This window comes from Silanimonas sp. (genome assembly GCF_044377035.1).
In the GTDB taxonomy this organism is placed as follows: Bacteria; Pseudomonadota; Gammaproteobacteria; order Xanthomonadales; family Xanthomonadaceae; genus Silanimonas.
Map to the genome: position 1 here is coordinate 45,932 of NZ_JBILJW010000008.1, position 24,582 is coordinate 70,513.

The window sequence follows — 24,582 nt, forward strand, 5'->3', positions numbered from 1 at the left end:
GTCGGCCCTGCCGAGGCGCCACCTTCGGTCCCAACCGCTATTCGGGCTTGAATTGAATTCCATAGTTCTGGAATCATGGAACCAATGAAAGCCCCCGCCGCCCTCGAAACCCTGGACGCATTGGCCCATGCCACGAGGCTGGCTGCCTTCCGCGCGCTTGTCGTGGCCGGTGCCGACGGCTTGGCGGTCGGCGAACTGCGCGAGGCATTGCGCGTGCCACCCGCCACGCTGACGGCGCACCTCAACGTACTGCGGGCCGCGAAGCTCGTGATCGACCGCCGCGAGGGGCGGAGCATCGTGGTTCGCGCCAACTTCGCGCGGATGAACGACCTGGTCGCCTACCTCACCGAGAACTGCTGCGCCGGTGCCACCTCGTGTGGTCCCGGTGTGATCTGCCCACCTGCCCCGAGATCGTCCCCATGAAGAAGCGCGTGCTGTTCGTCTGCGTCGAAAACGCCAATCGCAGCCAGATGGCCGAGGCGTTCGCCCACATCCATGGCGGTGACGCCGTGGAGGCCCTGAGCGCCGGCTCGAAGCCTTCGGGCGTCATCAACCCGAAAGCCATCCGCTTCATGGCCGAGCTGGGCTACGACCTCGCCAGCCACGATTCGAAATCACTCGACGAGATCGACGGCGAGTTCGATGCGGTGATCACCATGGGCTGCGGCGACAACTGCCCGTGGATCCCCGCCAAGCGCCGCGAGGACTGGGGCTTGCCCGATCCGAAACACATGGACGACCCGGAGTACCGCGTGGTCCGCGACGAGATCTCGGCGCGGGTGAAAGCGCTGCTGGATTCGCTGTGAACCTGCTCGATCAACGGCTACTGGCCGAGGGCCTCGGAACGGCGCTGCTGCTCGCGACGGTCGTCGGCTCCGGGGTGATGGGCGTGGCGCTCGCCGACGGCAACGACGCCGTGGCGTTGCTGGCGAATGCCGGAGCGACGGCGGGGATGCTGTACGTGTTGATCACGATCCTCGGGCCGATCTCGGGGGCGCACTTCAACCCTGCGGTGACCCTGGTGATGGCGATGCGCGGCGAGATCGGCGCACGACAGGCCGCGGCCTATGTGTCCGTCCAGCTGCTTGGTGCGCTCGCCGGCGTAGTGCTCGCCCACGCGATGTTCGATCTCGACCTGTTGCAGCCGGGAACGCGCGTGCGCACCGGCGCATCGCAATGGTTGAGCGAAGGCGTGGCCACCTTCGGCCTGCTGCTCACCGTCCTCATTGGGGCGAAGCATCGCGCCGCGGCGCTGCCGGCACTCGTGGCGGCCTACATCTTCGCTGCGTACTGGTTCACGTCGAGCACGTCCTTCGCCAATCCCGCGGTCACCGTGGCACGCGGCTTCACCCAGACTTTCGCCGGCATCCGCCTGCAGGATGTCCTCGGATTCGTGCTCGCGCAGGGCGCGGGCGTGATCGCCGCTGTGGCGATCGCGCGCGCGCTCGGCGTCAAGGAACCGCGGCCCACTTGAGTGCTTGGCAGGATGGGGTGCGGAAGCGAAACTAGAGCCCCCACGTTTCCGCGACACACCCAGCCGATGCCTCTCCAGGCCTTTGCCCAACGCCTCGTCCAGTCGGCGCTGTTCCAGCGCGTCATCACCGGGGTCATCCTGTTCGCGGCGGTTCTTGTCGGCGTGGAAACCGACAAGGCGATGGTGGCCGCACACGGCGACCTCCTGCATGCGCTCGACCGCATCGTGTTGGCGATCTTCTGCGCGGAGATCGTGCTCAAGATGGTCGCCCTCTCGCCGAAGCCATGGCACTACTTCCGCGACCCGTGGAACGTGTTCGACTTCGCCATCGTCGTGGCCTGCCTGCTGCCGCTCGGATCGCAATCGGCCACCGTCCTGCGGCTGCTTCGCCTCCTGCGCGTGCTGCGCCTCGTGCACGCCTTGCCGCGACTGCAGATCCTGGTCGGAACCCTGCTGAAGTCCCTGCCCAGCATGGGATACGTGGGGCTGTTCCTCGCCATGCACTTCTACGTTTATGGCGTGGCCGCGGTGTTCCTGTTCGGCGACAACGACCCGGTGCACTTCGGATCGCTGCCTTTGGCCGTCCTCACTCTCTTCATCGTGGTGACCGGCGAGAACTGGTCGACGACGCTGTACACCCAGATGTACGGCTGCGAGCGCTTCGGTTACGACGGCATGGAGGCGCTCTGCACCGCCTCGAACGCACAGCCCGTGCTCGCTTCGTTGTTCTTCGTATCGTTCATCGTGCTGGGCACCATGGTGATCCTCAACCTCGTCATCGGCGTGGTGATGAACTCGATGCAGGAAGCGCAAATCGAGAACGAGCGCATGGACGAGGCGAACCGTGGCGGCGACGAGCACCATCCCAGCCTTGAGCACGAGCTTTTCGAACTGCGCCAGTCGATGGCCGCCACCTTGGAGCGGATGGAACGGCTCACCGAGCGGGCGAAGGCGGAAGAGCGCTGAGCCCGAAGCCCTGCATCGGGGCCACGTGGGAATCGCGGGTTCAGGGCAGCCGGGCGATCGCGTTGAAGTCGAGAGGGCGATGGAAGAGGAAGCCCTGGAACTCCGGCGCCCCCAGTTCCACCAGCCGCGCGAACTGGCCCTCGGTTTCGACCCCTTCGGCCACCACCTGCATGTCGAGGGCCGAGCACAGGTCGACAACCCCAGCGATGAGCCGGGCTGCGCGCGCGTCCTCGACGACATCCTTCACGAAACTGCGGTCGAGCTTCACTTTGTGGAAGGGCAGGGTCTGGAGGTAGCTCAGGGACGAGTACCCCGTGCCGAAATCATCGAGCGCCAGGGTGAATCCTTCGCTGCGCAGCTGGGTGAGTAGCCGGTGGGCACTTTCGATGTCCTGCACCAGGCCGCTCTCAGTCACTTCGAGTTCGATGTCTTCAGGGCTGGCGCCTCCGGCCGCCAGCTCGGAGAGCAGGATCTCGCCGAGCATCGGGTCCTGCAGTTGCTTCGCCGCCAGGTTGACGCTGACCAAGGCGGGCCGCCCGGATCGACGCAGTTGCGCCGCCAGCGTGACCGCGGCGCGGATGGCCGACCGACCGATGCGATCGATGAGACCGTTGTCTTCCGCCAGGGGGATGAACTGCACCGGGCTGACCCAGCCCAGTTCCGGGGAGTGCCAACGCACCAGCACTTCGTACCCGACGATCCGACGTTCGGCATCGACGCGGGGCTGGGCCACGAAGCGGAAATCTTCGCGATCGCAGGCGCGACGCAGCAGGCTGACCATCGTGAGGCGCTGCAGGCCATGCTCATCGAGGCTGGGCTCGTAGGCCTCCAAGCGCGCCCGTCCGCGGCGCTTGGCGTAGCGCAGCGCGGTTCCGGCGTTGAGCACGAGCACCTCCGCCGACTCACCGTCCTCGGGATACACCGCGAGGCCGGCGCTGGCGGTGAGTGACAGGGACGTGCCCGCCACCGCCAAGGGCTCGGCCAGCGCGGCGAGCAGGGCCCGTCCCACGGAGAATCCTTGCTGGGCATCCTGACCGGGCGGGCCAATGGCCAGCAGTTCGTCGCCGCCCCAGCGCGCCAGCAGCCAACCGGCCGGCATGACGCCCAGCGCGCGTTCGGAACATTGCGTCAGCACGCCGTCCGCCTCGCGGGCGCCGAGCCCGTCGTTCACGACCTTGAATTCATCGAGGTTGAGCCAGAGCGTCGGCACCGGTCGGTCGCCAGCCTCGGCGATCCGCGCCAGAAGGGCTTCCATGGCCGCCGCCCGGTTGATGAGGCCGGTCAGCGCGTCGATGCGTGATGCCGTCGCCAGCTCGATCTCCAGGCGCTTCGCCTCGCGAAGGTCCTTGATCGACACGATCCACTGCGCGGATCGCTGGCCGGATCCCGGGAGCATGGTCGCGGAGACGTCGACCGGAATGCTGGCGCCCGGCAGCTGCAACCGGCAATCCGGCACCCACAAGTGGGTCGCGCCCGCGCCCTCGCGGGCGAAGGCCTCGACGAGCGCCGGAATAGCATGGGCGATCGCGACGCGCCGCGCCGAATCATGGGTGAATCCCGAAAGGGCGTGGAACGCCGCGTTGGATTCGAGCAAACGCCAGGATCCGTCGCACAGGACCAGCGCGTCGCGCGAGTTGGCGAACGCGTGGCCAAGGACACGAAGGGACTCGTCCTGTTCGCGCTGGCGGGTGATGTCCTTGGTGGTGCCGACCATGCGGCGGGCGATGCCGGACGCATCGCGTTCGATGACCCGGCCGCGGCTGCGGCGCCATGACTGGCCGTCGCGCAGCCGGTACTGCATGTCGTACTCGGCCGAACTGCCGGCAAGGTGGAGCCGCCATGCCAGCACGACCGATTCAACATCGGCCGGATGGATCGCATCCAGTACGTCGATCAGGAGGGCCGAGGCCTCCTGGGGCGGCGCATCGAGGGCGACGTAGCGGGCACTGCGCACGAGATCGGTCTCGGCGTCCCACTCCCAGATCGATTCACCGCTTGCCCACAGCGCGAGCTCGAGCCGCCGCTGCGAACGCTCAGACGCCTGCAGCGCCTCGAACAAGGCCAGGCTCTTGCCCTCGAGAAGCCGTTCGGCCTCCTTGCGCGCAGCGCGCTCCCGCGCCAGACGGCGCTCGAGCAATTCATCCGCCTTGCTGGCGTCCTCAGGGAAGGGGACGGACATGGAACACCGAAACCGGGCGGCCTTCGTACGTTCCGTGTTCCCAATCCACCTGCAGCGACTCGCCGAAATGCCGGATGGCGCCGACGATGAGTCCCTGGGCCAGTGCTTCCATGCCACGCGGCGACTCGTACGCCAGATGGAGCGTGTCGCCTTCGCGGGACATCACGTGGAAGCGCGGCAAGCGCGCTTCCGGATAGAGCTTTCGCACGGCGACGTGGATATCGCCATCCAACTGGCAGAGCAAATCAATGGTGCCGCGCCGTCCATCGATCAGGGACGCGTAGCCTTGGGTGAAGCGGCCGAAGAGATGCTCGCCGAAGGCCTGCACCAGCGCCCCGGCGGGAAGGCCGGTCTGCTCGGACAACGCGACCACGAGGGCAACGATCTCCTCGTGCGGGTAGTAACCCACGGCGGTGTAGGCGCCCTGGTTGGCCGGCGCCGCTTGTTCGATGATCCGATCGAGCACCTCGGGCGAGAAGCGCTCTTCCACCATTTCCATGAATTCGGTGAACACGATCCCAAGCATCGACGCGCCTCCTCAGGCAAGGGTGTCGGGAATGTCGATCCCCACTTCGGCCAGTCTCTCGCGGACCCACTGATCGGCCGCACGAAGGGCGGCATTGTCACCGGTGCCAGCGAGCATCGCCTGCGCAGCTTCGCGTTCCGTGAGGTAGCTCGCAAGCGTGCCCTCGGCCGGCGCCGAAGCGTGAAACCGGTCACGGCGCCACGCGTCCCACGCGCGCCGCTGCTCCACGTCCAGGGTCTCCGGCCAGTTCCGTGCCTGGTAGCGGAAGAGCAGGGCCTTGAGCCGGGGATCCTGCAGTTGGGCCTCGAAGGCCGGCAGGCTGGCCGGTGCGGCGGTGCGGATCCGCGGAAACAGCCGGCGATCCGCGTCGCCGATGAAACCGCCGTAGAGATCACCGTCGGCATCGGTCTCACCGAAATCGCGCGATTCCGAAAACAGCGACACGCAGCGTGCGATGAATTGGGGGTGGGCGGCCAGCCATCCTGCGCGCTCCTGTGCCACCGAGGCATCGAGCTGCAGGCGCTCGAGCTCCGCCGGCCGCACGTGGGCCAAGGGCAGCACTGCCGGGCAGCGGTTGGTGTGGATCTCCTTCAGGGGCAGGCGCTGGACGCCCTCGGGCAGTTGGGCGCGCGGCGTGAATAGGCGGGCCTTCAGCGTCGCGTCGTCCAGCAGCGCGAACCCGGCGGGATCGACCCCGAGGTCGTAGGCGATCACGCGCGTGCCGATCACCGGATGCACGGCGAGCGGCGCCACCAGCGCGGCGTGCCGCTGCCCGGGCGGGAAACGCCCCGAGACGTGCAGCATCGGCGTGTGCGCGACGAGGTCGCACAGGCCGCGCACGGTCTTCTTGTCGCGCAGCTTCAGCACGTAATCCCAGAAGCGGGGTTGGGCGTCCTTGAGCTTCCGCGCCAGCGCGATCAGCGCGCGGACGTCGCTGAGCGCTTCGTGGGCCAGGCCTTCGCGGACGCCATTGGCGTTGGCGAGTTCCTCGAGCTTGAAGCTCGCGTGCCCATCCTCGCGAAGCGGCCATTCGAGGCCGTCGGGCCGCAGCGCGCGGGCGAGACGCAGCACGTCCAGCAGGTCCCATCGGCTGTTGCCGTTTCGCCACTCGCGCTCGTAGGCATCGTAGAAGTTGCGATACAGCCCGAAACGGATGAATTCGTCGTCGAATCGAAGGCTGTTGTAGCCCACGGCGCAGGTGCCCGGTTCGGCCATCAGCTCGTGGACACGGGCGAAGAACTCGGCTTCGAGAAGGCCCTCAGCCATGGCCCGCTGCGGCGCGATGCCGGTGATCGCCGTGGCGACCGGGGAGGGCAGCACGTCGCCAGCTGGTTGGCAGAACAATGAAACGGGCGCGTCGACCTCGCGAAGATCGTCGTCGGTGCGGATCGCGGCGAACTGCGCGATGCGCGAGCGGCGCGGATCGCGGCCAAAGGTTTCGAGGTCGTACCAGAGGAAGCTCAACGCGCCAGCTCCAGCCAGTCCTCCGGCAGGGGCTCGAGGCCATCGACGATGCGCGCATCGAGCGCCGCAAGGTCGATCGCGGAGAGGTCATCGATGCCGCGGTTTGCCTCCACCAGCAGTTCGCGCTGCCAGCGGCCGCGGTCCAGCGCAACGGCATAGGGCGTGCGGGTGAAGCTGACCATCGAGTAGCGCGGGACGAAGCGGCCGGGATGGCGCTCGGCGAGTTGCAGTTCCAGCGCCCGCTGGCGCCGCCAGTCCGGGTTGTCCACGGAATCGCGCATCTCGACGTAGTTCTCCAGCGCCATGGTCTGGATCGCTTCCGCGTTCGGCCGGCGGTCGGCCTCGAAGGCGGCGAACCCGTCGGCGCTGTCGTCGTGCTCGGCCATCAGGCGGTCCAGCGATGCCACGTCCTCGAACGCACAGTTCATCCCTTGGCCGTGGAAGGGCACCATGGCGTGGGCCGCATCGCCGATGAGCACGGCGCGCCCGTCGAGATGCCAGCGCTTCAGGCGCAGCGTGGCGAGGCCACTGGTGGGGTTGTCGGCCCAGTCGGCGGCCAGGCCCGGCATCAGCGCCAGCGCATCGGGGAACTCGCGTTCGAAGAATTCGCGCGCCGCGGCCGCGTCGGGCAGCTGCTCGAAGTTCGGCGTGCCGTCGCGGTGGGCGAGGAAGAGCGTGGCGGTGAAGGTGCCCTCGGTGTTCGGCAGCGCGATCAGCATGTAGCCACCGCGCGGCCAGATGTGCAGCGCGTCGCGGGCGATGCGGAAGCCGCCATCTTCGAGCGGCGGGATCTCCAGTTCCTTGTAGCCGTGCCCGAGCGGCTCGAAGTGCTCGTGCAGATCGACATGGCGCTGCATGGCCGCGCGCAACGCGCTCCCCGCGCCGTCGGCGCCGATCAGCGCATCGAAATCGATCCACTGCACGCTGCGGTCGTGGTCGTTGACCAGTTCGGCGCGACGTGCGGCGAAGTCGACGTAGTTCAGGCGCTGGAGGAAATGCAGGCGTGCTCCGGCACGTTCGGCCGCGTCGAGCAGCAAGAGGTTGAGATTGCCCCGATGCACCGACCAGATGCATTCACGATCGACACGGCCATACGGCTGGAAGTTGATCTGCCCTTCGCGCGGATGGACCATGCGACCGCGCATCGCCACCGCCTGCGCCAGTACGGCGTCACCGAGGCCGGCTTCGCGCAGCACGGCAAGGCCACGCGCCGCGAGCGCCAGGTTGATCGAGCGCCCACCCTCGTAGCCCCGCAGCCGCGCGTCCGGACGGCGCTCGAACACATCGACCCGGTGGCCGCGACGGGCGAGCAGGGCGGCGAGCAGCGCACCGGCCAGTCCGCCGCCAACGATCGTGTAGGCGCGGCTCATGAGGGGCTCCAGTCGCGCACGGCGCGGACGAAGGCGAGGACGTCGGTGAAGCGGTTGTAGAGCGGCGCCGGGCTGATACGGATGACGTCCGGCTCGCGCCAGTCGCCGAGCACGCCGTTCGCGGCCAGGTGCTCGAACAGCGCACGCCCCATGGCGCGGCCGCCGACCACGCGCAGCGACAGCTGGCAGCCGCGGCGCGCGGGATCGGCAGGCGTGAGGATCTCGATGCGCCCAGCGAGATGCGCGTTGACCAGCGCTTCGAGGTAGCCCGTCAGCGCCAGTGACTTCGCGCGTAGGGCCGGCATTGTCGCGGCGTCGAACAGTTCGAGCGAGGCCCGGATCGGTGCCATCGCGAGGATCGGTGGATTGCTCATCTGCCAGCCTTCGGCGCCCTCCGCGGGCTCGAACTGCGGCGCCATCAGGAAGCGCGTGTCGGCGCGATGCCCCCACCAGCCCGCGAGTCGCGGCAGGTCGCTGCGGCGGCCGTGGCGCTCGTGGACGAAGGCACCGGCGACCGCACCCGGCCCGCTGTTGAGGTACTTGTAAGTGCACCAGGCGGCGAAGTCGGCACCGCTGTCATGCAGGGCGAGCGGCAGGTTGCCGGCGGCATGGGCGAGGTCGAATCCCACGGCGCAGCCCTGCGCCTTGGCCAGCGCGGTGATCGCCGCGAGGTCGAAAGCCTGGCCGGTGCGGTATTGCACGCCCGGCCACAGCACCAGCGCGATGCGGGAGCCGTGCTCGGCCAGCACGCGCTCGATGGCCGCCATGCTGATGAGGCCGTTGGGCTCGTCGCCCTCGAGCTCGATCAGGTCGGTGGCGGGATCGAAGCCGTGGAAGCGGATCTGCGACTCGACAGCGTGGCGGTCCGACGGAAACGCGCCGGCTTCGATGAGGATGGCCGGCCGTTCGCGCGTCGGGCGGTAGAAGCTCGCCATCAGCAGGTGCAGGTTGACGGTGAGGGTGTTCATCACCACCACTTCCGAGGGCAGCGCTCCGACAACGCGCGCCATCGGCTCGCGGAGCGTGGCGTGGTAGTGCATCCACGGACGCTCGCCGCGGAAGTGCCCTTCCACCGCATTCGTCGCCCAGCTCGCCAGCTCCTCGGCGATGGCCGTGGCCGCGGCGCGCGGCTGCAGGCCAAGCGAATTGCCGACGAAGTAGTGCAGGTCGCGGCCGTCGTGCTGGGGCACATGGAACGCGGCGCGATGGCGCGCCAGCGGGTCGGCGGCATCCTGGGCGAGGGCCCAGGCGTCGTGGTCGAGCGAAAGATCCATCGAAATCCTCAAGCGAATCGTGACGCCGGCAGGCCGAGCCAACGCAGGGCCGTGCCGTGGAAGAGTTGGGCCTGCTCGGCCTCGCAAAGCCCGAGCGCGGCGATGCCCGAGCCGGGCTCCTGCTCGCCGAGCGGGAAGGGGTAGTCGGTGCCCAGCATGACGGTGTCGGCACCGGCGACGTCGATCAGGTAGCGCAGCGCGCGCGGGTCGTGCACGCAGGAGTCGAAGAACAGTCGGCCGAAGTACTCGCGCGGATTGCGCGGGTTGTCGGTGGCGACGAGGTCGGGCCGCATGTGGAAGCCATGCTCGATGCGTCCGATCGTGTACGGGAAGCTGCCGCCGCCATGGGCGAGGCAGACGCGCAGGCGCGGATGGCGTTCAAGCACGCCGCCGAAGATCAGCGCGCAGGCGGCGCGGGACTGCTCGGCCGGCATGCCGACCAGCCACGGCATCCAGTACTTGGGCATCGACTCCGCGCCCATCATGTCCCACGGGTGCACGAGGATGGCGGCGCCGAGGTCCTCCGCCGCCTGCCAGAACTCGGTGAGTTCCGGCGCATCGAGGTTCCATTCGTTGATGTGGGAGCCGATCTGAACGCCCTGCAGTTCGAGGCCATCCATGCAGCGCTCCAGCTCGCGCACCGCGAGGCTGGGCGACTGCAACGGCACCACGCCGAGCCCCGCGTAGTGGCGCGGATGCTCGCGGCAGGCCTCGGCGATGTGGTCGTTCAGCGCGACATGCAGCTCCAGCGCCTGGTGGCCCTTCGCCCAGTAGCTGAACATCACCGGCACCGTGCTGATCACCTGCACCTGCACGTCGAAGCGGGCGTAGTCGGCGATTCGGATGGCCGGGTCCCAGGTCTTCGGCCAGATTTCGCGGAAGAACTTGCCGTCCTTGTAGATGCGGCACCGCCCGTCATCGCCGTGGTGGATCACCGGGAAGCGGGCATCGCCGTACTTGGCCGCGAGATCGGGCCAGCGGTCCGGGAGGTAGTGCGCGTGGGTGTCGATCTTCAGCATGTCAGGCCCCGAGCCAGGCGGCGAAGGCGAAATACAGCGGGATGCCGATCGCAAGGTTGAACGGGAAGGTGATGCCGAGCGCCGCGGTGATGCAGCGGCCCACGTTGGCTTCCGGCAGTGAAGCACGCACCGACGCTGGCGCAGCGATGTAGGACGCGCTGGCGGTCATCGTGCCGAACACGGCGGCGCCGGCCGGCGACAGGCCCGCCAGATGCCCCAGCGCCGTGCCGATGATTCCGTGCAGCAAGGGCAGCGTCACGCCGTAGACGACGAGGCGGAAGGCGCCGCGGCCGATGCCACGCAGCTGCGCGGCGGCCACCATGCCCATGTCGAGCATGAACAGCATCAGCGTGCCCTGGAACAGCTGGCCGTACATGAGGTTCACCGCGTCGGTGCCGTGCTTGGTGGCGATGGCGCCGATGACCATGCCGCCGATCAGCAGCAGGGCGGTCTTGCCGACAAGCACTTCGCGCACCTGGTGCCACTGCAGCCCGGCGTCGCGCTTGGCAAGGGTGAGGCCGAGCAGGATGGCCGGGATCTCCAGCGCCACCACGAGGGCCACCAGAACGCCTTCCGGCGCCTGCCCACTGCGTTCGCCGAACTGCTGCGCGGCGATGAAGGTGACGGCGGACACCGAGCCGAAATGCGCGGCAATGGCGCCGGCCTCCAGCGGGCCGTCCTTGAGCCACAGGCGCGCCATCGCGTAGGCCGACGCGCAGGTGACGATGCCAGCGATGATGGTGACGGCAAGCAGGATCGCCACGTCGCCGAAGGAGGTGCTGCGAAGTGCGACGCCGCCTTTCAGGCCGATCGCGAGCAGCAGGAAGATCGACAGGTAGCTCTGGATGGCGGGCGGGATGGTGAGATCGCTGCGCAAGGCGCGGGCGATCAGGCCCAGCGCGAAGGCCAGCACCACCGGCGAAAGCAGGTTGCTGACGAGGAGTTCCGGGGAAAGGATCACGTCGTCGCCTCGGCATAGCGCGCCGGGGCCGGGTTCACGTTGCCGCATTGGCCGCAGGTGCGGTGCGCGATCGAACGGTAGTACCGATCGAAGACCGCGCCGAACTGCGTTTCGATGTTGTCCAACACGAAGAACTCCTCGTAAACGGCGTGGTTGCAGGCGGCGCAGTACCAGCGCAGCCCGTCCAGCTCACCGGCCGTGCGCTTGCGTTCGATCACCAGGCCGACCGATCCGGGCTTTCGCTGCGGTGAATGCGGCACGCGCGGCGGCAGGTAGAAGCATTCACCGGCACGGATCGGGATGTCGCGCACGCGGCCGTCCTCCTGCACGCGCAGCACCATCTCGCCCTCAAGCTGCTGGAACCACTCGGGGCCCTCCTCGATGTGGAAGTCGTCGCGCTCGTTCGGCCCGCCGACGATCATCACGATGTAGTCGCCTGCGACGATGCACTTGTTGCCCACCGGCGGCTTCAGCAGGTGGCGGTGCTCGTCGATCCAGGCTTGAAGGTTGAAGGCGTTGCCAAGCATCGTGGGACTCAGGGAGAAGAAGAGGGCATCAGCGGCGTGCAACGGCGACGCACTTCAGTTCGATGGCGATCGGCGTCGGCAGTGCGGTGATGCCGAGGGTGGTGCGGCACGGGGCGGTCTCGACGTCCGGGAAATACTCGGCCCATACCGCGTTGTAGGCCGGAAAATCACGCGCCATGTCGGTGAGGTAGACGGTGACGTCGACGAGGTCCTCCCAGCGCGCCCCGCTGGCCTCAAGCACGGATCGCACGTTCGCGAACACCGAGTGGCATTGGGCGACGATGTCGTACGCCACCAGGCGCCCGTCCGCATCCAACACGTTTCCGGGGACGCCATTCGTCGCCGGATCGCGTGGCCCGATGCCGGAGAGGAACAGCAGGTCGCCCACGCGCCGCGCATGCGGATAGCGGCCGACGGCCTTCGGTGCCGCGGCGGCGTGCACCGCCCCGCTCATGCCAGCACCTCGCGCTTCTGCAGGCGGGCGATGGCTTCGGCGTACGTGGGCTCGACCGCGTCGCCGCTGCGCACGTCCATCGCGAGCTCGCGCACTCGTCCGTCGTGCAGGCTGTACACCCAGCCGTGGACGGAGAGGTTCTGCCCACGCGCCCAAGCGTCCTGCACGATCGTGGTCTGGCACACGTTGCGGGTCTGCTCGATCACGTTCAGTTCGCAGAGTCGCGCATGGCGCAGCGATTCGAGCTCGCACTGGGCGAGGCTGCCCGCATGCTTGTCGGCCACGTCGCCGACGTGGCGGATCCAGTTGTCGGCGAGGCCCACGCGCTGCCCTTTGAGGGCGGCATGCACGCCACCGCAGCCGTAGTGGCCGACGACAAGGATGCAGCGCACCTTCAGCACGTCGACGGCGAACTGGATCACCGAGAGGCAGTTCAGGTCGGTGTGCACGACGACGTTGGCGATGTTGCGATGGACGAAGACTTCGCCGGGCAACAGGCCGCAGATCTGGTTGGCCGGCACGCGGGAATCGGAACAGCCGATCCAGAGGTACTCCGGCGCCTGTTGGCGGGAGAGGCGCTTGAAGAAATCGGGGTCTTCGGCCTTGACCTTGGCCGCCCACTCGCGATTGCTCTGGATCAGGTGGCCAGGCATACCGTCCTCGGTTCGGTGAAGAATCGCATCGCCTCCCAGCCGCCTTCGCGACCCACGCCGGACTGGCGGTTGCCGCCGAAGGGCACGCGCAGGTCGCGCTGCATCCAGGTGTTGATCCACACAAGGCCGACATCGAGCGAAGCGGCGACGCGGTGCGCGCGGGCGAGGTCGTTCGTGAGCACCGTTGCGGCCAAGCCATAGGGCGTGGCGTTCGCCATAGCGAGCGCGTCGGCCTCATCATCGAACGCATGCAGGGTGAGCACGGGGCCGAAGATCTCCTCGGTCGCGCAGCGGCTGCCGATGCCGACGCCGTCGACCACGGCCGGCGCCTGCCACCAGCCGGCGGGGTCGGCGCTGTCGAGCACGCGGCCTTGCGCCAGCACGGCTCCGCCTTCTTCGGCGGCGAGTGCCAGGTAGGCGCGCACTTTCGTGGCCTGCACCGCCGAGGCCAGGGGGCCGATCCGCGCCACGGCATCGGAAGGCGGCCCGGCCGTCCACGAGGGCAGCTCCGCCCGCAGTGCGTTCCGCCATTCATCCAGCCTCGAGCGCGGCACCAACAGCCGCGAGCCACACAGGCAGATCTGTCCGGCGTTCTGGAACGCGGCACGCGCCACCAGCCCGACGGCCTCGCGCGGCTCGATGTCTTCGAAGGCGAGCGTCGCGTTCTTGCCGCCGAGTTCCAGCGAGACCTTCTTCAACTGCTCGCCGCAAAGCGCGCCGATGCGCCTGCCCACCGCCGTGCTCCCGGTGAAACTGACGGCCTTGACCGCAGGGTGCCGCACCAGCGCCTCGCCAACGACGGCGCCTTCGCCATGCACCACGTTCAGCACGCCTTTCGGCAGCCCCACGCGCGTCGCCAGCCGGGCAAAGGCCGTGGCCGTGGCCGGCGTGACCTCGGAAGGTTTGGCGACCACCGCGCAGCCGGCGGCCAAGGCCGGCGCCAGCTTCCACGTGAACAGGTACAGCGGCAGGTTCCATGGGCTGATCGTCGCGACGACGCCGAGCGGCGGGCGCAGCACGAGGTTCAAGCCGGCCTCGCCATGGTGCGCCTCGCTGCCGAAGGTGCGCGCTGCGGCGGCGAAGAAGCGGAGGTTGGCGACGGCGCGGGGAATTTCGATCTCCCGGCACAGCGCGAGGGGCTTGCCGGTATCGCGCGATTCGAGCGCGACGAAGGTCTCGGCGTCAGCCTCCAGCGCATCAGCGATGCGCTCCAGCCATCGGGCACGCTCGGAAGGCTTCTGCGCGGCCCACGCCGGAGCGGCGCGCTGCGCCGCAGCAACGGCAGCCTCGGCATCCGACGCATCAGCCGCCGCCACCTCGGCCCAGGCCGCGCCCGTGCAGGGATCGAACACCGGCAACCACGCGTCGCGCGCCGAGGCTCGATCCTCGCCATCAATGTGCAGGGCGAAACGCGGGGTCATGCGCGAAGCGTAGCCGCTACGCGGCCCGTACGGACAGGTTCGGGCCCCTCAGGCCTGGCAGCGCGGGCACCAGTACAGCCGACGCGTGCCGACCTCCTGCCGCTCGACCGTCGTGCCGCAGGCGATGCAGGGCTCGCCTTCGCGATCAAAGACCATGAAACGGAAGCCGCCCTTGGCGCTGTAGGCCTTCCCCCGGCGCCCGCGGGTGGCGTAGCTGAGGCGCGGAATGCGCAGGCAGGCGTCGGCCAGGCGTTTGCGCTCCTCGGCATCGAGGTCCTTCGGGCGGCGCATCGGCAGCAGGCCGGCGTCGAACAGGATTTCCGAGCGCAGGTAGTTGCCCAGCCCGCCGAGGAAGCCCTGGTCCAGCAGCAAGGCCCCGAGCTGGCGCCCGGCGAAGGCCGGCTCACCGAGGCGCCTCCGCACGGCCGTCACCGTCGTGTCGGCATCGAGCACGTCCGGGCCGAGCTTGGCGAGAAAGGGATGCGCGGCGAGGCCGGCATCGTCCATGAGTGCGATGTCGGAGGCGGAATAGAGCAGAAGCGCCTTGGTCGCCGACTCGAGAACGACACGCAGGCTGCGCGTCGTTTCCGGACGCTCCCCAGCGTCTGCGACGCGCCACAGGCCGTAGAGCTGGTTGTGCGTGTAGAGCGTCAGCCCGTGTTCGAAGCGCGTCAGCAGCGCCTTGCCCCGTGGGGTGATCGACACCACGCGGTGTCCGACCAGCGATCGGGCGCGCTTGGAGAGTGCCGGGAGGTTCAACTCGGCGTGGACGATCGGCGCGCCGACGAGGGCTTCGGCCAGCTCGTCGGCGGCACGGCGGATTTCAGGACCTTCAGGCATTCCTGCATCGTCGACCATCGACGATGCAGGAGACGTCGACGGGACTCAGCCGCGGGCCGCGGCCGGGATCGTCGCGTGCAGCGAGGGCGGCACGGTCTGCCCGTCGTGGTATTCGAAGCCGACATCGCGCGGCCCCAAACGCGCCACGCGTGCGCCAACACCCGGGCCCGGGCCGTTGCGGGTGAGGAAGTACAGGGTCACGACCGCGCCGATGTGCAGCTCGAAACCGGCCGGACGCAGCAATGCACAGCCGCCCGGGGAAAGATCGAGCACCGCGCTGCGCCAGCCGCGGTCCGGGCAAGCCACCAGCACCTCGGCGGCGAAAGGCAGTCGTTCGTTGTCGCGTCGATTCTGGGCGTCCATGGCCTCGTCCCGGGGCATTGCGGTCACAGCGCCTTGGTCCGGCCGCCGTCGACCGCGAGCGTGGTGCCGGTAATGTAGCCGGCGGCGGGCGAGGCATAGAAGGCCACCGCCGCCGCCACCTCGGCGGGCTCGGCGAAGCGGCCGGCCGGCACCACCGAAAGGAACTCCGCTTCCACCTCGGCCAACGTGCGGCCGGTGCTGCGGGCCCGGTTCTCGAGGATCTGGGCGAGTCGCGCGGTCTTGGTGAAGCCCGGCAGCACCGAGTTCACGGTGATGCCGTCGGCGGCCACTTCCGTGGCGAGCGTCTTGGCCCAGGCGGCGACCGCGGCGCGAACGGTATTCGACACGCCGAGGTTCGGGATCGGCTCGCGCACCGAGGTCGAGATGATGTTGATGATCCGGCCGAAACCCTCGGCGCGCATGCCGGGAAGCAGGTGCTGGGCGAGGGCGTGCGCGGCGAGCAGCTGTTGCTGCAGCGTGTCGAGGAACTGGGCCGCACTGGCGTTCGCGATGGCGCCCGGGGGCGGACCCGCGGAATTGTTCACCAGTACCGCCACGGGCTCATCGCCGATCGCGGCGTGCACGTGCCGCGCCAGCGATTCCGGCTGCGAGGCGTCGGCCACGATGAATCCGTGTCCATGGCCGGGCAGGGTGGCGAGCGCGGCGCGCAGGGTCGCCTCGGTGCGTGCCAAGAGCCGCACTTTCGCGCCCACCGCCGCCAAAGCCTGTGCCGAGGCGAGTCCGATGCCTGCCGAGCCCCCACAAACCAGCGCGAGGCGACCGTCCAATGTGCTCACCGCTGCGGCACCTCGAGGGCCCGCATCATCTGCGGCACGAGATCGTCGTCGTGCTCGCCTTCCGGCGGGATCAGGTCCTCGAGCAGGATGCCCCAGTCGGCCACGTCGTCATCGTCCAAGCCATCGAGGGCGCGGAACTCGGCATCCATCAACGCGGCGCGGGCCGTGTCCTCACTGTCGTACACCAACACCTGGCCGTCGCAATCCAGCACGTCGCCCACGCCGGATTCGCGCACCTGCAACCGCGCCCAGACGAGCATCCGCGCCGGGCAGGCCACCCACCAGGCGGTCGTGACGACCGGGCTGCGCTCGTCGTACTCGCCGTCGAAATCGCTCTCGATACCGCTGTTCATGCTCATGGGTGTCTCCAATCAGGGGTACTGGCGCATCACGATCATCACGGCAGCGCAGGCGATGGCGATGGCAGCGATCCAGCCGCTCAAGAAGGCCCAGAAGCCGAAGAAGGCCATGTCGCGGTCGGCGTCACGCGCGTAGCCGCGCTTCATCAGCCAGGCGCTGTAGCCCCATTGGCCGTCTTCGGTGCCCTCGGCGAAGGGCCAGCCACGGTCGCGGTGGTGCCGGTGGGCCAGCAAACGGAAGCCGATGTGGGCTGGGCCGGCGGAGCCGGCCAAGCCCAGCGTCAGGAAGAGGATGAAATCATCCATGGCGCGTCGAACCCGGCCCTGGCATCAGAACGTCGCCAGGCCCGGCGCGCGCGGGTAGGGGATGGCATCGCGGATGTTCGACAGGCCGCAGGTGTAGACCACGAGGCGCTCGAAGCCGAGACCGAAGCCGGCGTGCGGCACGCTGCCGTAGCGGCGGAATTCGCGGTACCACTCGTAGTGCGAGGGATCGAGGCCGAACTGGCGCATGCGGGCGTCGAGCACGTCGAGGCGCTCCTCGCGCTGGCTGCCGCCGATGATCTCGCCGATGCCCGGGGCCAGCACGTCCATCGCCGCGACGGTCTTCCCGTCGTCGTTGATGCGCATGTAGAAGGCCTTGATCTGCTCGGGGTAGTTCATCACCACCACCGGGCGGCCCACGTGCGTCTCGGTGAGCCAGCGCTCGTGCTCGGTCTGCAGGTCGAGGCCCCATTCCACCGGGAATTCGAACTTATGCGGCGCCTTTTGCAGCAGCGACACGGCCTCGGTGTAGTCGATGCGCTCGAAAGGCTCGTCGATGAAGGCCTGCAGGCGGGTGATGGCGTCCTTCTGCACGCGCTCGGCGATGAATTGCATGTCATCCATGCGCTCCTCGAGCACGGCTTTGAACACGTACTTCAGGAAGCGCTCGGCGAGGTTGGCGTCGTCGTTGAGGTCGGCGAAGGCGATTTCCGGCTCCACCATCCAGAACTCGGCAAGATGGCGCGCGGTGTTCGAGTTCTCGGCGCGGAAGGTCGGGCCGAAGGTGTAGACCTTGCTCAGCGCGAGGCAGTAGCCCTCGACGTTGAGCTGGCCGGAGACCGTCAGGAAGGCCTCCTTGCCGAAGAAGTCGCGCGAGAAATCGATGCTGCCGTCGGGCTTGCGCGGCAGGTTCATCATGTCGAGCGTTGAAATGCGGAACATCTGGCCGGCGCCTTCGGCGTCCGAGGTCGAGATGATCGGCGTGTTGACCCAGAAGAACCCGTCCTCGTGGAAGAAGCGGTGGATGGCCTGGGCGAGGCAGTGGCGGATGCGGGTGACCGCGCCAAACAGGTTGGTGCGCGGGCGCAGGTGGGCCACTTCGCGCAGGAACTCGAGCGAATGCGGCTTGGGCTGGATCGGGTAGGTCTCCGGGTCATCGACCCAGCCCAGCACCTCGATCTTGGTGGCTTGGATCTCGAAGCCCTGGCCCTGGCCCTGCGAGGGCACCAGCGTGCCGGTGGCGACCACCGAGCAGCCTGCGCTCAGCTTCGTCACTTCCGTCGAGTAGTTGGCGAGGTCACCGGTGCAGACCAGCTGGATCGGCGCGAAGCAGGAGCCGTCCGACACGTTCACGAAGCTCAGGCCGGCCTTCGAGTCACGGCGGGTGCGAACCCAGCCCTTCACGGTGACGGTGGTTCCCGGGGCGGGCTGGCCGGCGAGGGCCTGCTGGATGCTGATGACGCTCATGCGATGGGCCTTGGACGTGGACCCGCGAGGATACCGTGCGGCCAGCCTTCACGCAGCCTGCAGTGGCTGGCGGGACGGGCAGCGCTACACTGGCGCCCATCCTTCCGCAACGACCCGCACCGAACCCCCGCATGCCCGTTTCGCTCACCCCCGCCGCCATCGATCGCGCCCGCCAGTACATCGCCCAGCAGCCGGGCGGCGCCGGCCTGCGTTTCGGTGTCCGGAAGAACGGCTGCTCCGGCTTCGCCTACGTCGTCGACGTGGCGACGGCCGCCGGTGAAAGCGACACCGTGGTCGAGGCCGACGGGGTGTCGGTGTTCATCGATGCCGCGAGCCTCCCGCACGTCGATGGAACCGAGATCGATTTCGTGCGTCGCGGGCTGAACCAGGAGTTCGTCTTCCGCAATCCGCAGGCCACCGGCGAATGCGGCTGCGGCGAGAGCTTCACGACCCGGGACGATCTGCCCGCCTGAGCCCGCCCCGGAGCGCGGCAAAGGAAAACGGCGCCCGAGGGCGCCGTTTCCATGTTGGTTCCGCGACGCCGGAGCGCCGCCGAACTCGCAACGATCAGCGGAAGGACGAGATCGTCGCCCGCGTGTTGTTGAGGACACGGGCGTTGTCGCTGCGCGTCGACGTGCCCATCACCTGGCCACCATAGGTGCGCAACGGCGACGACCAGTAGTTGATGCGCGGGCAGCTCGGCGAGCAGTTGTACGCCATGATCGTGCGCCAGGCCTTGGTCGGCGACTGGTAGCCGTGGCCATAGGCGTAGGGACGGGTGGTCGGGTCATTGGCGGGGTCGTGACGTGCCGACTGCAGATGGCCGATCTCGTGAGCGAACGAGTAGTAGCCGGTGGTGCAGGTGCGCGACACCGAGGCGAAGGCCGTGGTGGCCGTGGCACCGATGGCCGAGGCGAGGCCGCAGGACGTGCTGTTGTTGAGGACGATCATGGCCACGTCCGCCGTGTTCTGGTTGCGGAGGCTGTGGATGTTGTCCATGAAGCCGTCCGTCGTGCCGCGAAAGCGCGACAGGTCGGTGCTGAAGCTGCCCGACTCCGTGTACGTGGTGGTGGAGAGGCCGGCGAGCTGCAGCGTGATCTGGACACCGCTGTTGGTGTAGCCCTGGTTGCTCTCGGTGATGGCGAGGTTGATCAGGCCGGTGAGATCGCCGCTGGCGTTGGCCGCGGCTTGGGTGGCGACGACCATCACGCGGATCACGGTATTGGCCTTGGCCACGGCCGTCGGGCCCACGGCGGCGTCGCCGAAGACTTCGTTGTAGCGCGTCGGCTCATCCGCCTCCGGTGTCCAGTTCCAGCGCGGCGCGCGGAAGCCGTAGGGACGGTCGGGCAGGCTGAGGCTGCCGCCCGCGTAGGAGTAGGGATGGTCCGGCGGCATGCGCGACTCGTCCACCTTCACCGCCACCTGCGTGCCGTCGTGCAGCGGGAGGATGCGATAGAGCTGGCCTTCCACGCGCACGCTGCCGGTGATCTTGCTGCCGTTGCGCACGAGGATGGCGCTGTTCATCGGATCGTCGGCGATCTCGGTGGCACCGGAGACGAGGTCCGCAGTGTCGGTGACAAGGCCTTGCCACACTTCGACGCCGCCGCTGGTCACGTGGCTGCGCAGGCGCATGGCTTCAACCTGGCGGCCACGGCCGAGGTCGAGCTGCAGGAAGGTGTCGTCGGCGAGGCTCGCGTTGCTGCGCTTGGCCAAGGCGGCGTCAAGCAGGATCGGCTGCGCATCGGCGGTCGATGGGTCGCGGAGGATCGCCTGCCACGCCGCGTCGTTCGGATCCGGCGCCGCAGCGGCGATGGACGAGACGGCAAGCGCCAAGGCGCCGACCGCCCGGGTCAGAATCGGGTTCACGCTCATTTCGTTGGTTCCCCTGGAGTGGCGAAGCCCCATTCCGGCCCGGGTGGGGGCAGCGCCTGAAAGGAAGTGGCCCCGGGCCGGCTCCCTGCCCACGGGGATACGCCGCCTTCACGCCGTCGTCAAATGAAGGTAACTCAATGAAATCAAAGACTTGGATGTAACACTGTAACACCGCCCTTGGGCTGGCATTCACGGAAGCGCTTGATCAGAAACGCTTTTGCCGGAATAATCGCGGGCTGCCCACGGGCAGACCTTGCTCCACGGCAACCGCCGGGGGCTGACCGGCCGCAAGGCCGCCATCCGAAAGGAACATTCCATGCGTCACTACGAGATCGTCTTCATGGTCCATCCGGACCAGAGCGAGCAGGTGCCGGCGATGATCGAGCGCTACAAGGCGTCGATCGAAGCCGCCGGCGGTGCCATCCACCGTCTGGAAGATTGGGGCCGCCGCCAGCTGGCCTACCCGATCAACAACCTCGTCAAGGCCCACTACGCGATGCTCAACATCGAGTGCGGCCAGGCCACGCTCAAGGAACTGGTCGAGAGCTTCCGCTTCAACGACGCCGTCCTGCGCCACCTCGTCATCGCCCGCGATGAAGCTGTGACCGAGCAGTCGGCCATCCTGAAGAGCAAGGACGAGAAGAGCGAGCGCGGCGAACGCCGTCGCCGTGACGAAGACGGCGAAGGTACGGCCGACAACGACAACGACAGCGTGGAGGCTGCCTGATGAAGCCCAAGACCCCCCGCGGCAAGGGCCGCAGCGATGGTGGCTCGAAGTTCTTCCGCCGCCGCAAGTTCTGCAAGTTCACCGCCGAAGACGTGGTGGAGATCGACTACAAGGATCTCAACACGCTCCGCCAGTACCTGACCGAGACGGGCAAGATCGTCCCGGCCCGCATCACCGGTACCAAGTCGAAGTACCAGCGCCAGCTCGCCGCCGCCGTCATGCGCGCGCGCTTCCTGGCCCTGCTGCCGTACAGCGACAGCCACCGCAATTGATCGCGTGCGCCGCCCCCGGGCGGCGCCGCGTGACTCGTCCGAACGGACAGCACCCGCTGCGGGCCCAAGGGCCCGCTAACGTTTAAGGAATAGAAATGGAACTGATCCTCCTGCAGAAGGTCGTCAACCTCGGCGGCCTCGGCGACAAGGTCCGCGTCAAGCCGGGCTACGGCCGCAACTTCCTGATCCCGTACGGCAAGGCCGTGCCGGCGACGGAAGCCAACGTCACCGCGTTCGAAGCCAAGCGCGCCGAGTACGAAGCCAAGGCCAAGGCCCTGCTGTCGGGCGCCGAAGGCCGCAAGGCGCAGCTGGACGGCGTCGACGTGACGCTGGGCGCCAACGCCTCGCCGGAAGGCAAGCTGTACGGCTCGATCACCTCGCGTGACATCGCCGAGGCGCTGACGAAAGCCGGCCACCAGGTCGCCAAGTCGGAAGTCGTGCTCGCGGGCCCGATCCGCGCGCTGGGCGAGTACGACGTGGTCGTGCACCTGCACGCCGACGTCGAAGCCACCGTCAAGGTCGTGGTCAAGGCCGAAGCCGCCTGATCCCTGCCGTACACGGTTGTTGAAGACGGGCGCCTCGCGGCGCCCGTTTTCTTTGGCGCCGTCGCAAAGCGTGAGACGCCAGGCGACGACGATTCCCACCGCTTATCCACAGACTTGTCTGCAACGGCAAAGGCACCAACGCGCCTACGCTGTACGACCGCTGGGACGCCCCGAGTAGAACCCCCGAGATGGCTGCACGACTTCCTCCCCGAGCCTCGATCGATCCCCGCGTGGAGGCGCTGCGCGTGCCGCCGCACTCGATCGACGCCGAGCAGGCGGTGCTGGGCGGCCTGATGCTCGATCCTTACGCGCTCGAGAAGATCCTCGACCTGCTGTCGTACACGGATTTCTACCGCCGCGACCACCAGCTGATCTTCAAGGCCATCTCCGAGCTCTCGGAGAAGAGCAGGCCCTACGACGCCGTGACGCTCGGCGACTGGTTCGAGTCGCACGCGCTGGCCGACCAGGTCGGTGGCACGCCTTATCTCGTCGAGCTGGCGCAGACCACGCCCTCGGCCGCCAACATTCGCGCCTACGCCGAGATCGTCCGCGACAAGTCGGTGCTGCGCAGCCTGATCGAGGTGGGCACGCAAATCGCCGAGGACGGCTTCGCCCCGGGCAACCGCGAAACGCCGGACCTGCTTGCCGAAGCGGAGCAGCGCGTCTTCAAGATCGCCGACCAGAACCGCAGCGGTCGCAAGGACATGGTCTCGCTGAAGGAGGCCATGAAGGAGGCCTTCGAGCTCCTGCAGGTGCGCTACGAGACGCAGGGCACCGTGACCGGCCTGCCGACGGGCTTCACCGATTTCGACGAGATGACCGCCGGCCTGCAACCCTCCGACCTGATCGTGCTCGCCGCGCGACCGGCAATGGGCAAGACCACGCTGGCGCTTAACATGGCCGAGTACGCCGCGCTGAAGTCGAAGAAGGCGGTGGTGATCTTCTCGATGGAAATGTCGGCCAGCCAGCTCGCGTTCCGACTGATCTCCTCGATTGGCCGCATCAACGCGGGGCGCCTGAAGACCGGCCAGCTCGAGGACGAGGACTGGTCGCGCGTCACCATGGCGATGAAGATGCTCTCGGAGTCGAAGATCTTCATCGACGACGAGCCCGCGCTGTCGCCGGCCAAGCTGCTGTCCAAGGCCCGCCGCCTGAAGCGCGAGCACGACCTCGGCCTCGTCGTCGTCGACTACCTGCAGCTGATGCAGGTGCCGGGCAACAGCGAGAACCGCGCCACCGAGATCTCCGAGATCAGTCGCTCGCTGAAGGCGCTGGCGAAGGAACTCAACCTGCCGGTGATCGCGCTGTCGCAGCTCAATCGCGGCCTCGAATCGCGCACCGACAAACGCCCGGTGATGTCCGACCTCCGCGAATCCGGCGCCATCGAGCAGGACGCCGACATCATCCTGTTCATCTATCGCGACGACTACTACAACAAGGACAGCAACGACAAAGGCCTGGCCGAGGTGCTGATCTCCAAGCACCGTAACGGCGCCACCGGCACCGTCAAGCTGAAGTTCTTCGGCGAGTACACGCGCTTCGACAACCTCGCCCGCGATTCGGTGGGCAGCTTCGAATAAGGCGGGCTGGCGGCTCAGCCGCCGACGTACTCGCGCGGGATGCGCTCGTTGAGGCCGGTGAGGATCTCGTAGGGAATGGTGCCGGCCCGCTCGGCCACCGCTTCCACGCGGATCGACTCACCGTCCTGTGCGCCGATCAACACCACCGCATCGTCGTTGTAGGCCGTGCCCTCCGGCCCGAGATCGACCATGAACTGGTCCATGCACACTCGCCCGACGATTGGCTTGCGCAGCCCACGCGCCAGCACCTCGCCCTTGGACGACAGGCTTCGCGGCCAGCCGTCGCCGTAGCCAATGGGAATGGTGATCACCCGGGTATCGGTGCCGGCCGTCCACGTCGCGCCATAGCTCACCGTCGCGCCGGCACGGACCACCTTGAAATAGACGACGCGCGAGGTCAGTGCCAGCACCGGCTTCAAGCCGATCGGGTCGTTCGAAGCCGGGTCGGGCAGGGCGCCGAACAGCGCGATGCCGGGGCGCACCATGTCGAGCCAGCTGTCCGGGAAATGCAGCACGCCACCCGAGTTCGCGAGGTGCCGGATCGGCATCGGCGTGCCCAGCCGTTGGCACAGCGCCTCGACCTGCGCACACACGCCCATGAAGCGTTCCAGCTGCTGCGCCGTCATCGGGTGCCCGGGATCATCGGCGCAGGCGAGGTGCGAGTAGACGCCCTCGATCACGCAATGGGCCGAGGCCAGCGCCGCTGCGAGCAGGGGCCCGGCGCGATCGCTCTGCACGCCGATGCGATTCATGCCGGTGTCGATCTTGAGGTGCACGCGGGCGCGCATGCCAGCCGCTTCGGCGGCCGCCTCGGCGAGGCGGAGCTTGTCGATCGAGGAAACCGTGATGGCGAGGTCGTTCGCGATGAAGTCGCCGAGCTGTCGGCCGTAGACACCGCCCATCACGAGGATCGGTGTCCGCACGCCGGCGCGGCGCAGCGCGATGCCCTCTTCGACGAAAGCGACACCCAGCTGGTCGACGCCCTGGGCTTCGAGGTGTTGCGCCACCGGGATGAGGCCATGGCCGTAGGCGTTAGCCTTGACGATGCCCATCACCGCCCGACCGGTGTGTCGGCGAATGCCCCGCAGGTTGTGGGCGAGGGCGTCGAGATCGACGCGGATGCGGGTGGGGCGCTGGCTGGCGAGGTCGCTCATGGCGCGATTGTAGGGGGCCGGCATGGCGCGCTGCGGGCAGGAAAGGGCCGTCGG

General features: G+C 68.2%; 28 protein-coding genes. 9 read left to right on the top strand and 19 right to left on the bottom strand.

Translation table 11 applies throughout. The annotated features are described in order from the left end of the window. The first annotated feature begins 84 nt into the window (after positions 1-84). From ACIQ6S_RS06065 to ACIQ6S_RS06080, 4 genes are all read left to right on the top strand, one after another. Entirely contained in the window at positions 85-423 is a 339-nt protein-coding gene (locus ACIQ6S_RS06065) for an ArsR/SmtB family transcription factor (protein WP_397607574.1), read from the top strand. Further along, a complete protein-coding gene (locus tag ACIQ6S_RS06070; RefSeq protein ID WP_397573093.1) occupies positions 420-806 on the top strand; it encodes an arsenate reductase ArsC in 387 nt (128 codons plus the stop codon). The genes ACIQ6S_RS06065 and ACIQ6S_RS06070 overlap by 4 nt, the downstream gene beginning before the upstream one ends. After that, complete coding sequence (locus ACIQ6S_RS06075) at positions 803-1,474, top strand: aquaporin (protein ID WP_397607575.1); 672 nt, start codon at positions 803-805, stop codon at positions 1,472-1,474. The genes ACIQ6S_RS06070 and ACIQ6S_RS06075 overlap by 4 nt, the downstream gene beginning before the upstream one ends. Positions 1,475-1,540: 66 nt before the next feature. Then, complete coding sequence (locus tag ACIQ6S_RS06080; RefSeq protein ID WP_397607576.1) at positions 1,541-2,440, top strand: ion transporter; 900 nt, start codon at positions 1,541-1,543, stop codon at positions 2,438-2,440. Positions 2,441-2,480: 40 nt separating this feature from the next. Here the strand turns inward: ACIQ6S_RS06080 and ACIQ6S_RS06085 are convergent, their stop codons facing one another. From ACIQ6S_RS06085 to asnS, 17 genes are all read right to left on the bottom strand, one after another. Next, positions 2,481-4,619, bottom strand: coding sequence for a putative bifunctional diguanylate cyclase/phosphodiesterase (locus tag ACIQ6S_RS06085; protein ID WP_397607577.1), 2,139 nt, complete (start codon positions 4,617-4,619; stop codon positions 2,481-2,483). Further along, positions 4,600-5,145 carry a heme NO-binding domain-containing protein gene (locus ACIQ6S_RS06090; protein WP_397607578.1) on the bottom strand — a complete coding sequence of 182 codons (546 nt, stop codon included), beginning with the start codon at positions 5,143-5,145 and terminating at the stop codon, positions 4,600-4,602. Before ACIQ6S_RS06090 ends, ACIQ6S_RS06085 begins: the two co-directional genes overlap by 20 nt. Before the next feature lie 12 nt (positions 5,146-5,157). Next, on the bottom strand, positions 5,158-6,609 hold the full coding sequence (gene sbcB / locus ACIQ6S_RS06095; protein WP_397607579.1) for an exodeoxyribonuclease I: 1,452 nt from the start codon (positions 6,607-6,609) through the stop codon (positions 5,158-5,160). Continuing rightward, positions 6,606-7,991, bottom strand: a complete 1,386-nt coding sequence (locus ACIQ6S_RS06100) for an FAD-dependent oxidoreductase (RefSeq protein ID WP_397607642.1) — start codon at positions 7,989-7,991, stop codon at positions 6,606-6,608. The genes sbcB and ACIQ6S_RS06100 overlap by 4 nt, the downstream gene beginning before the upstream one ends. Next, positions 7,976-9,253 carry a kynureninase gene (gene kynU, locus ACIQ6S_RS06105; RefSeq protein ID WP_397607580.1) on the bottom strand — a complete coding sequence of 426 codons (1,278 nt, stop codon included), beginning with the start codon at positions 9,251-9,253 and terminating at the stop codon, positions 7,976-7,978. Before kynU ends, ACIQ6S_RS06100 begins: the two co-directional genes overlap by 16 nt. An 8-nt stretch (positions 9,254-9,261) precedes the next feature. Further along, entirely contained in the window at positions 9,262-10,272 is a 1,011-nt protein-coding gene (locus ACIQ6S_RS06110; RefSeq protein WP_397607581.1) for an amidohydrolase family protein, read from the bottom strand. A 1-nt stretch (position 10,273) separates the two neighbouring features. Beyond that, positions 10,274-11,233, bottom strand: coding sequence for a sodium-dependent bicarbonate transport family permease (locus tag ACIQ6S_RS06115; protein WP_397607582.1), 960 nt, complete (start codon positions 11,231-11,233; stop codon positions 10,274-10,276). Beyond that, complete coding sequence (locus ACIQ6S_RS06120) at positions 11,230-11,760, bottom strand: 3-hydroxyanthranilate 3,4-dioxygenase (RefSeq protein WP_397607583.1); 531 nt, start codon at positions 11,758-11,760, stop codon at positions 11,230-11,232. Before ACIQ6S_RS06120 ends, ACIQ6S_RS06115 begins: the two co-directional genes overlap by 4 nt. A 28-nt stretch (positions 11,761-11,788) precedes the next feature. After that, the gene (locus ACIQ6S_RS06125) at positions 11,789-12,214 is read right to left on the bottom strand and encodes a RidA family protein (RefSeq protein ID WP_397607584.1); all 426 of its coding nucleotides are present in this window, start codon (positions 12,212-12,214) and stop codon (positions 11,789-11,791) included. Beyond that, complete coding sequence (gene can, locus ACIQ6S_RS06130; protein ID WP_297875049.1) at positions 12,211-12,867, bottom strand: carbonate dehydratase; 657 nt, start codon at positions 12,865-12,867, stop codon at positions 12,211-12,213. Before can ends, ACIQ6S_RS06125 begins: the two co-directional genes overlap by 4 nt. Continuing rightward, positions 12,852-14,288 carry an aldehyde dehydrogenase family protein gene (locus ACIQ6S_RS06135; protein WP_397607585.1) on the bottom strand — a complete coding sequence of 479 codons (1,437 nt, stop codon included), beginning with the start codon at positions 14,286-14,288 and terminating at the stop codon, positions 12,852-12,854. Before ACIQ6S_RS06135 ends, can begins: the two co-directional genes overlap by 16 nt. Before the next feature lie 48 nt (positions 14,289-14,336). Further along, entirely contained in the window at positions 14,337-15,128 is a 792-nt protein-coding gene (gene nei / locus ACIQ6S_RS06140) for an endonuclease VIII (RefSeq protein WP_397607586.1), read from the bottom strand. A gap of 45 nt (positions 15,129-15,173) precedes the next feature. Beyond that, entirely contained in the window at positions 15,174-15,491 is a 318-nt protein-coding gene (locus tag ACIQ6S_RS06145; protein ID WP_397607587.1) for a PilZ domain-containing protein, read from the bottom strand. A gap of 23 nt (positions 15,492-15,514) precedes the next feature. Further along, a complete protein-coding gene (locus ACIQ6S_RS06150; protein WP_397607588.1) occupies positions 15,515-16,288 on the bottom strand; it encodes an SDR family oxidoreductase in 774 nt (257 codons plus the stop codon). After that, on the bottom strand, positions 16,285-16,548 hold the full coding sequence (locus tag ACIQ6S_RS06155; protein ID WP_397607643.1) for a hypothetical protein: 264 nt from the start codon (positions 16,546-16,548) through the stop codon (positions 16,285-16,287). Before ACIQ6S_RS06155 ends, ACIQ6S_RS06150 begins: the two co-directional genes overlap by 4 nt. A 111-nt stretch (positions 16,549-16,659) precedes the next feature. Continuing rightward, positions 16,660-16,953 (bottom strand): hypothetical protein, encoded by a 294-nt coding sequence (locus tag ACIQ6S_RS06160; RefSeq protein WP_397607589.1) that lies wholly within the window; start codon positions 16,951-16,953, stop codon positions 16,660-16,662. A 24-nt stretch (positions 16,954-16,977) separates the two neighbouring features. Further along, a complete protein-coding gene (gene asnS / locus ACIQ6S_RS06165) occupies positions 16,978-18,378 on the bottom strand; it encodes an asparagine--tRNA ligase (RefSeq protein WP_397607590.1) in 1,401 nt (466 codons plus the stop codon). Between the two features lie 131 nt (positions 18,379-18,509). On the opposite strand from asnS, the gene ACIQ6S_RS06170 reads away from it, so the two are divergent. Continuing rightward, on the top strand, positions 18,510-18,851 hold the full coding sequence (locus ACIQ6S_RS06170; RefSeq protein ID WP_397607591.1) for a HesB/IscA family protein: 342 nt from the start codon (positions 18,510-18,512) through the stop codon (positions 18,849-18,851). Positions 18,852-18,945: 94 nt separating this feature from the next. Here the strand turns inward: ACIQ6S_RS06170 and ACIQ6S_RS06175 are convergent, their stop codons facing one another. Beyond that, positions 18,946-20,244: a M12 family metallo-peptidase gene (locus ACIQ6S_RS06175; RefSeq protein WP_397607592.1), complete on the bottom strand. Its 1,299-nt coding sequence runs from the start codon at positions 20,242-20,244 to the stop codon at positions 18,946-18,948. 322 nt (positions 20,245-20,566) lie between these two features. On the opposite strand from ACIQ6S_RS06175, the gene rpsF reads away from it, so the two are divergent. From rpsF to ACIQ6S_RS06195, 4 genes are all read left to right on the top strand, one after another. Further along, entirely contained in the window at positions 20,567-20,977 is a 411-nt protein-coding gene (gene rpsF / locus ACIQ6S_RS06180; RefSeq protein ID WP_397607593.1) for a 30S ribosomal protein S6, read from the top strand. Beyond that, entirely contained in the window at positions 20,977-21,249 is a 273-nt protein-coding gene (gene rpsR, locus ACIQ6S_RS06185; RefSeq protein WP_297867205.1) for a 30S ribosomal protein S18, read from the top strand. The genes rpsF and rpsR overlap by 1 nt, the downstream gene beginning before the upstream one ends. Before the next feature lie 95 nt (positions 21,250-21,344). Then, on the top strand, positions 21,345-21,794 hold the full coding sequence (rplI, locus tag ACIQ6S_RS06190; RefSeq protein ID WP_397607594.1) for a 50S ribosomal protein L9: 450 nt from the start codon (positions 21,345-21,347) through the stop codon (positions 21,792-21,794). Positions 21,795-21,982: 188 nt separating this feature from the next. Next, positions 21,983-23,374, top strand: coding sequence for a replicative DNA helicase (locus ACIQ6S_RS06195; RefSeq protein ID WP_297867207.1), 1,392 nt, complete (start codon positions 21,983-21,985; stop codon positions 23,372-23,374). Positions 23,375-23,388: 14 nt separating this feature from the next. Here the strand turns inward: ACIQ6S_RS06195 and alr are convergent, their stop codons facing one another. Continuing rightward, the gene (gene alr, locus ACIQ6S_RS06200; RefSeq protein ID WP_397607595.1) at positions 23,389-24,528 is read right to left on the bottom strand and encodes an alanine racemase; all 1,140 of its coding nucleotides are present in this window, start codon (positions 24,526-24,528) and stop codon (positions 23,389-23,391) included. Positions 24,529-24,582: the final 54 nt, after the last annotated feature.

Coding starts and splice junctions, on each gene's coding strand:
- ACIQ6S_RS06070 (WP_397573093.1), top strand. CDS start 420: ATGAAGAAGCGCGTGCTGTTCGTCTGCGTCGAAAACGCCAATCGCAGC.
- ACIQ6S_RS06170 (WP_397607591.1), top strand. CDS start 18,510: ATGCCCGTTTCGCTCACCCCCGCCGCCATCGATCGCGCCCGCCAGTAC.
- alr (WP_397607595.1), bottom strand. CDS start 24,528: ATGAGCGACCTCGCCAGCCAGCGCCCCACCCGCATCCGCGTCGATCTC.
- ACIQ6S_RS06065 (WP_397607574.1), top strand. CDS start 85: ATGAAAGCCCCCGCCGCCCTCGAAACCCTGGACGCATTGGCCCATGCC.
- rplI (WP_397607594.1), top strand. CDS start 21,345: ATGGAACTGATCCTCCTGCAGAAGGTCGTCAACCTCGGCGGCCTCGGC.
- can (WP_297875049.1), bottom strand. CDS start 12,867: ATGCCTGGCCACCTGATCCAGAGCAATCGCGAGTGGGCGGCCAAGGTC.
- nei (WP_397607586.1), bottom strand. CDS start 15,128: ATGCCTGAAGGTCCTGAAATCCGCCGTGCCGCCGACGAGCTGGCCGAA.
- ACIQ6S_RS06085 (WP_397607577.1), bottom strand. CDS start 4,619: ATGTCCGTCCCCTTCCCTGAGGACGCCAGCAAGGCGGATGAATTGCTC.
- ACIQ6S_RS06110 (WP_397607581.1), bottom strand. CDS start 10,272: ATGCTGAAGATCGACACCCACGCGCACTACCTCCCGGACCGCTGGCCC.
- ACIQ6S_RS06120 (WP_397607583.1), bottom strand. CDS start 11,760: ATGCTTGGCAACGCCTTCAACCTTCAAGCCTGGATCGACGAGCACCGC.
- ACIQ6S_RS06155 (WP_397607643.1), bottom strand. CDS start 16,548: ATGCTCGTCTGGGCGCGGTTGCAGGTGCGCGAATCCGGCGTGGGCGAC.
- ACIQ6S_RS06090 (WP_397607578.1), bottom strand. CDS start 5,145: ATGCTTGGGATCGTGTTCACCGAATTCATGGAAATGGTGGAAGAGCGC.
- rpsR (WP_297867205.1), top strand. CDS start 20,977: ATGAAGCCCAAGACCCCCCGCGGCAAGGGCCGCAGCGATGGTGGCTCG.
- asnS (WP_397607590.1), bottom strand. CDS start 18,378: ATGAGCGTCATCAGCATCCAGCAGGCCCTCGCCGGCCAGCCCGCCCCG.
- kynU (WP_397607580.1), bottom strand. CDS start 9,253: ATGGATCTTTCGCTCGACCACGACGCCTGGGCCCTCGCCCAGGATGCC.
- ACIQ6S_RS06135 (WP_397607585.1), bottom strand. CDS start 14,288: ATGACCCCGCGTTTCGCCCTGCACATTGATGGCGAGGATCGAGCCTCG.
- ACIQ6S_RS06160 (WP_397607589.1), bottom strand. CDS start 16,953: ATGGATGATTTCATCCTCTTCCTGACGCTGGGCTTGGCCGGCTCCGCC.
- rpsF (WP_397607593.1), top strand. CDS start 20,567: ATGCGTCACTACGAGATCGTCTTCATGGTCCATCCGGACCAGAGCGAG.
- ACIQ6S_RS06145 (WP_397607587.1), bottom strand. CDS start 15,491: ATGGACGCCCAGAATCGACGCGACAACGAACGACTGCCTTTCGCCGCC.
- ACIQ6S_RS06195 (WP_297867207.1), top strand. CDS start 21,983: ATGGCTGCACGACTTCCTCCCCGAGCCTCGATCGATCCCCGCGTGGAG.
- ACIQ6S_RS06125 (WP_397607584.1), bottom strand. CDS start 12,214: ATGAGCGGGGCGGTGCACGCCGCCGCGGCACCGAAGGCCGTCGGCCGC.
- ACIQ6S_RS06080 (WP_397607576.1), top strand. CDS start 1,541: ATGCCTCTCCAGGCCTTTGCCCAACGCCTCGTCCAGTCGGCGCTGTTC.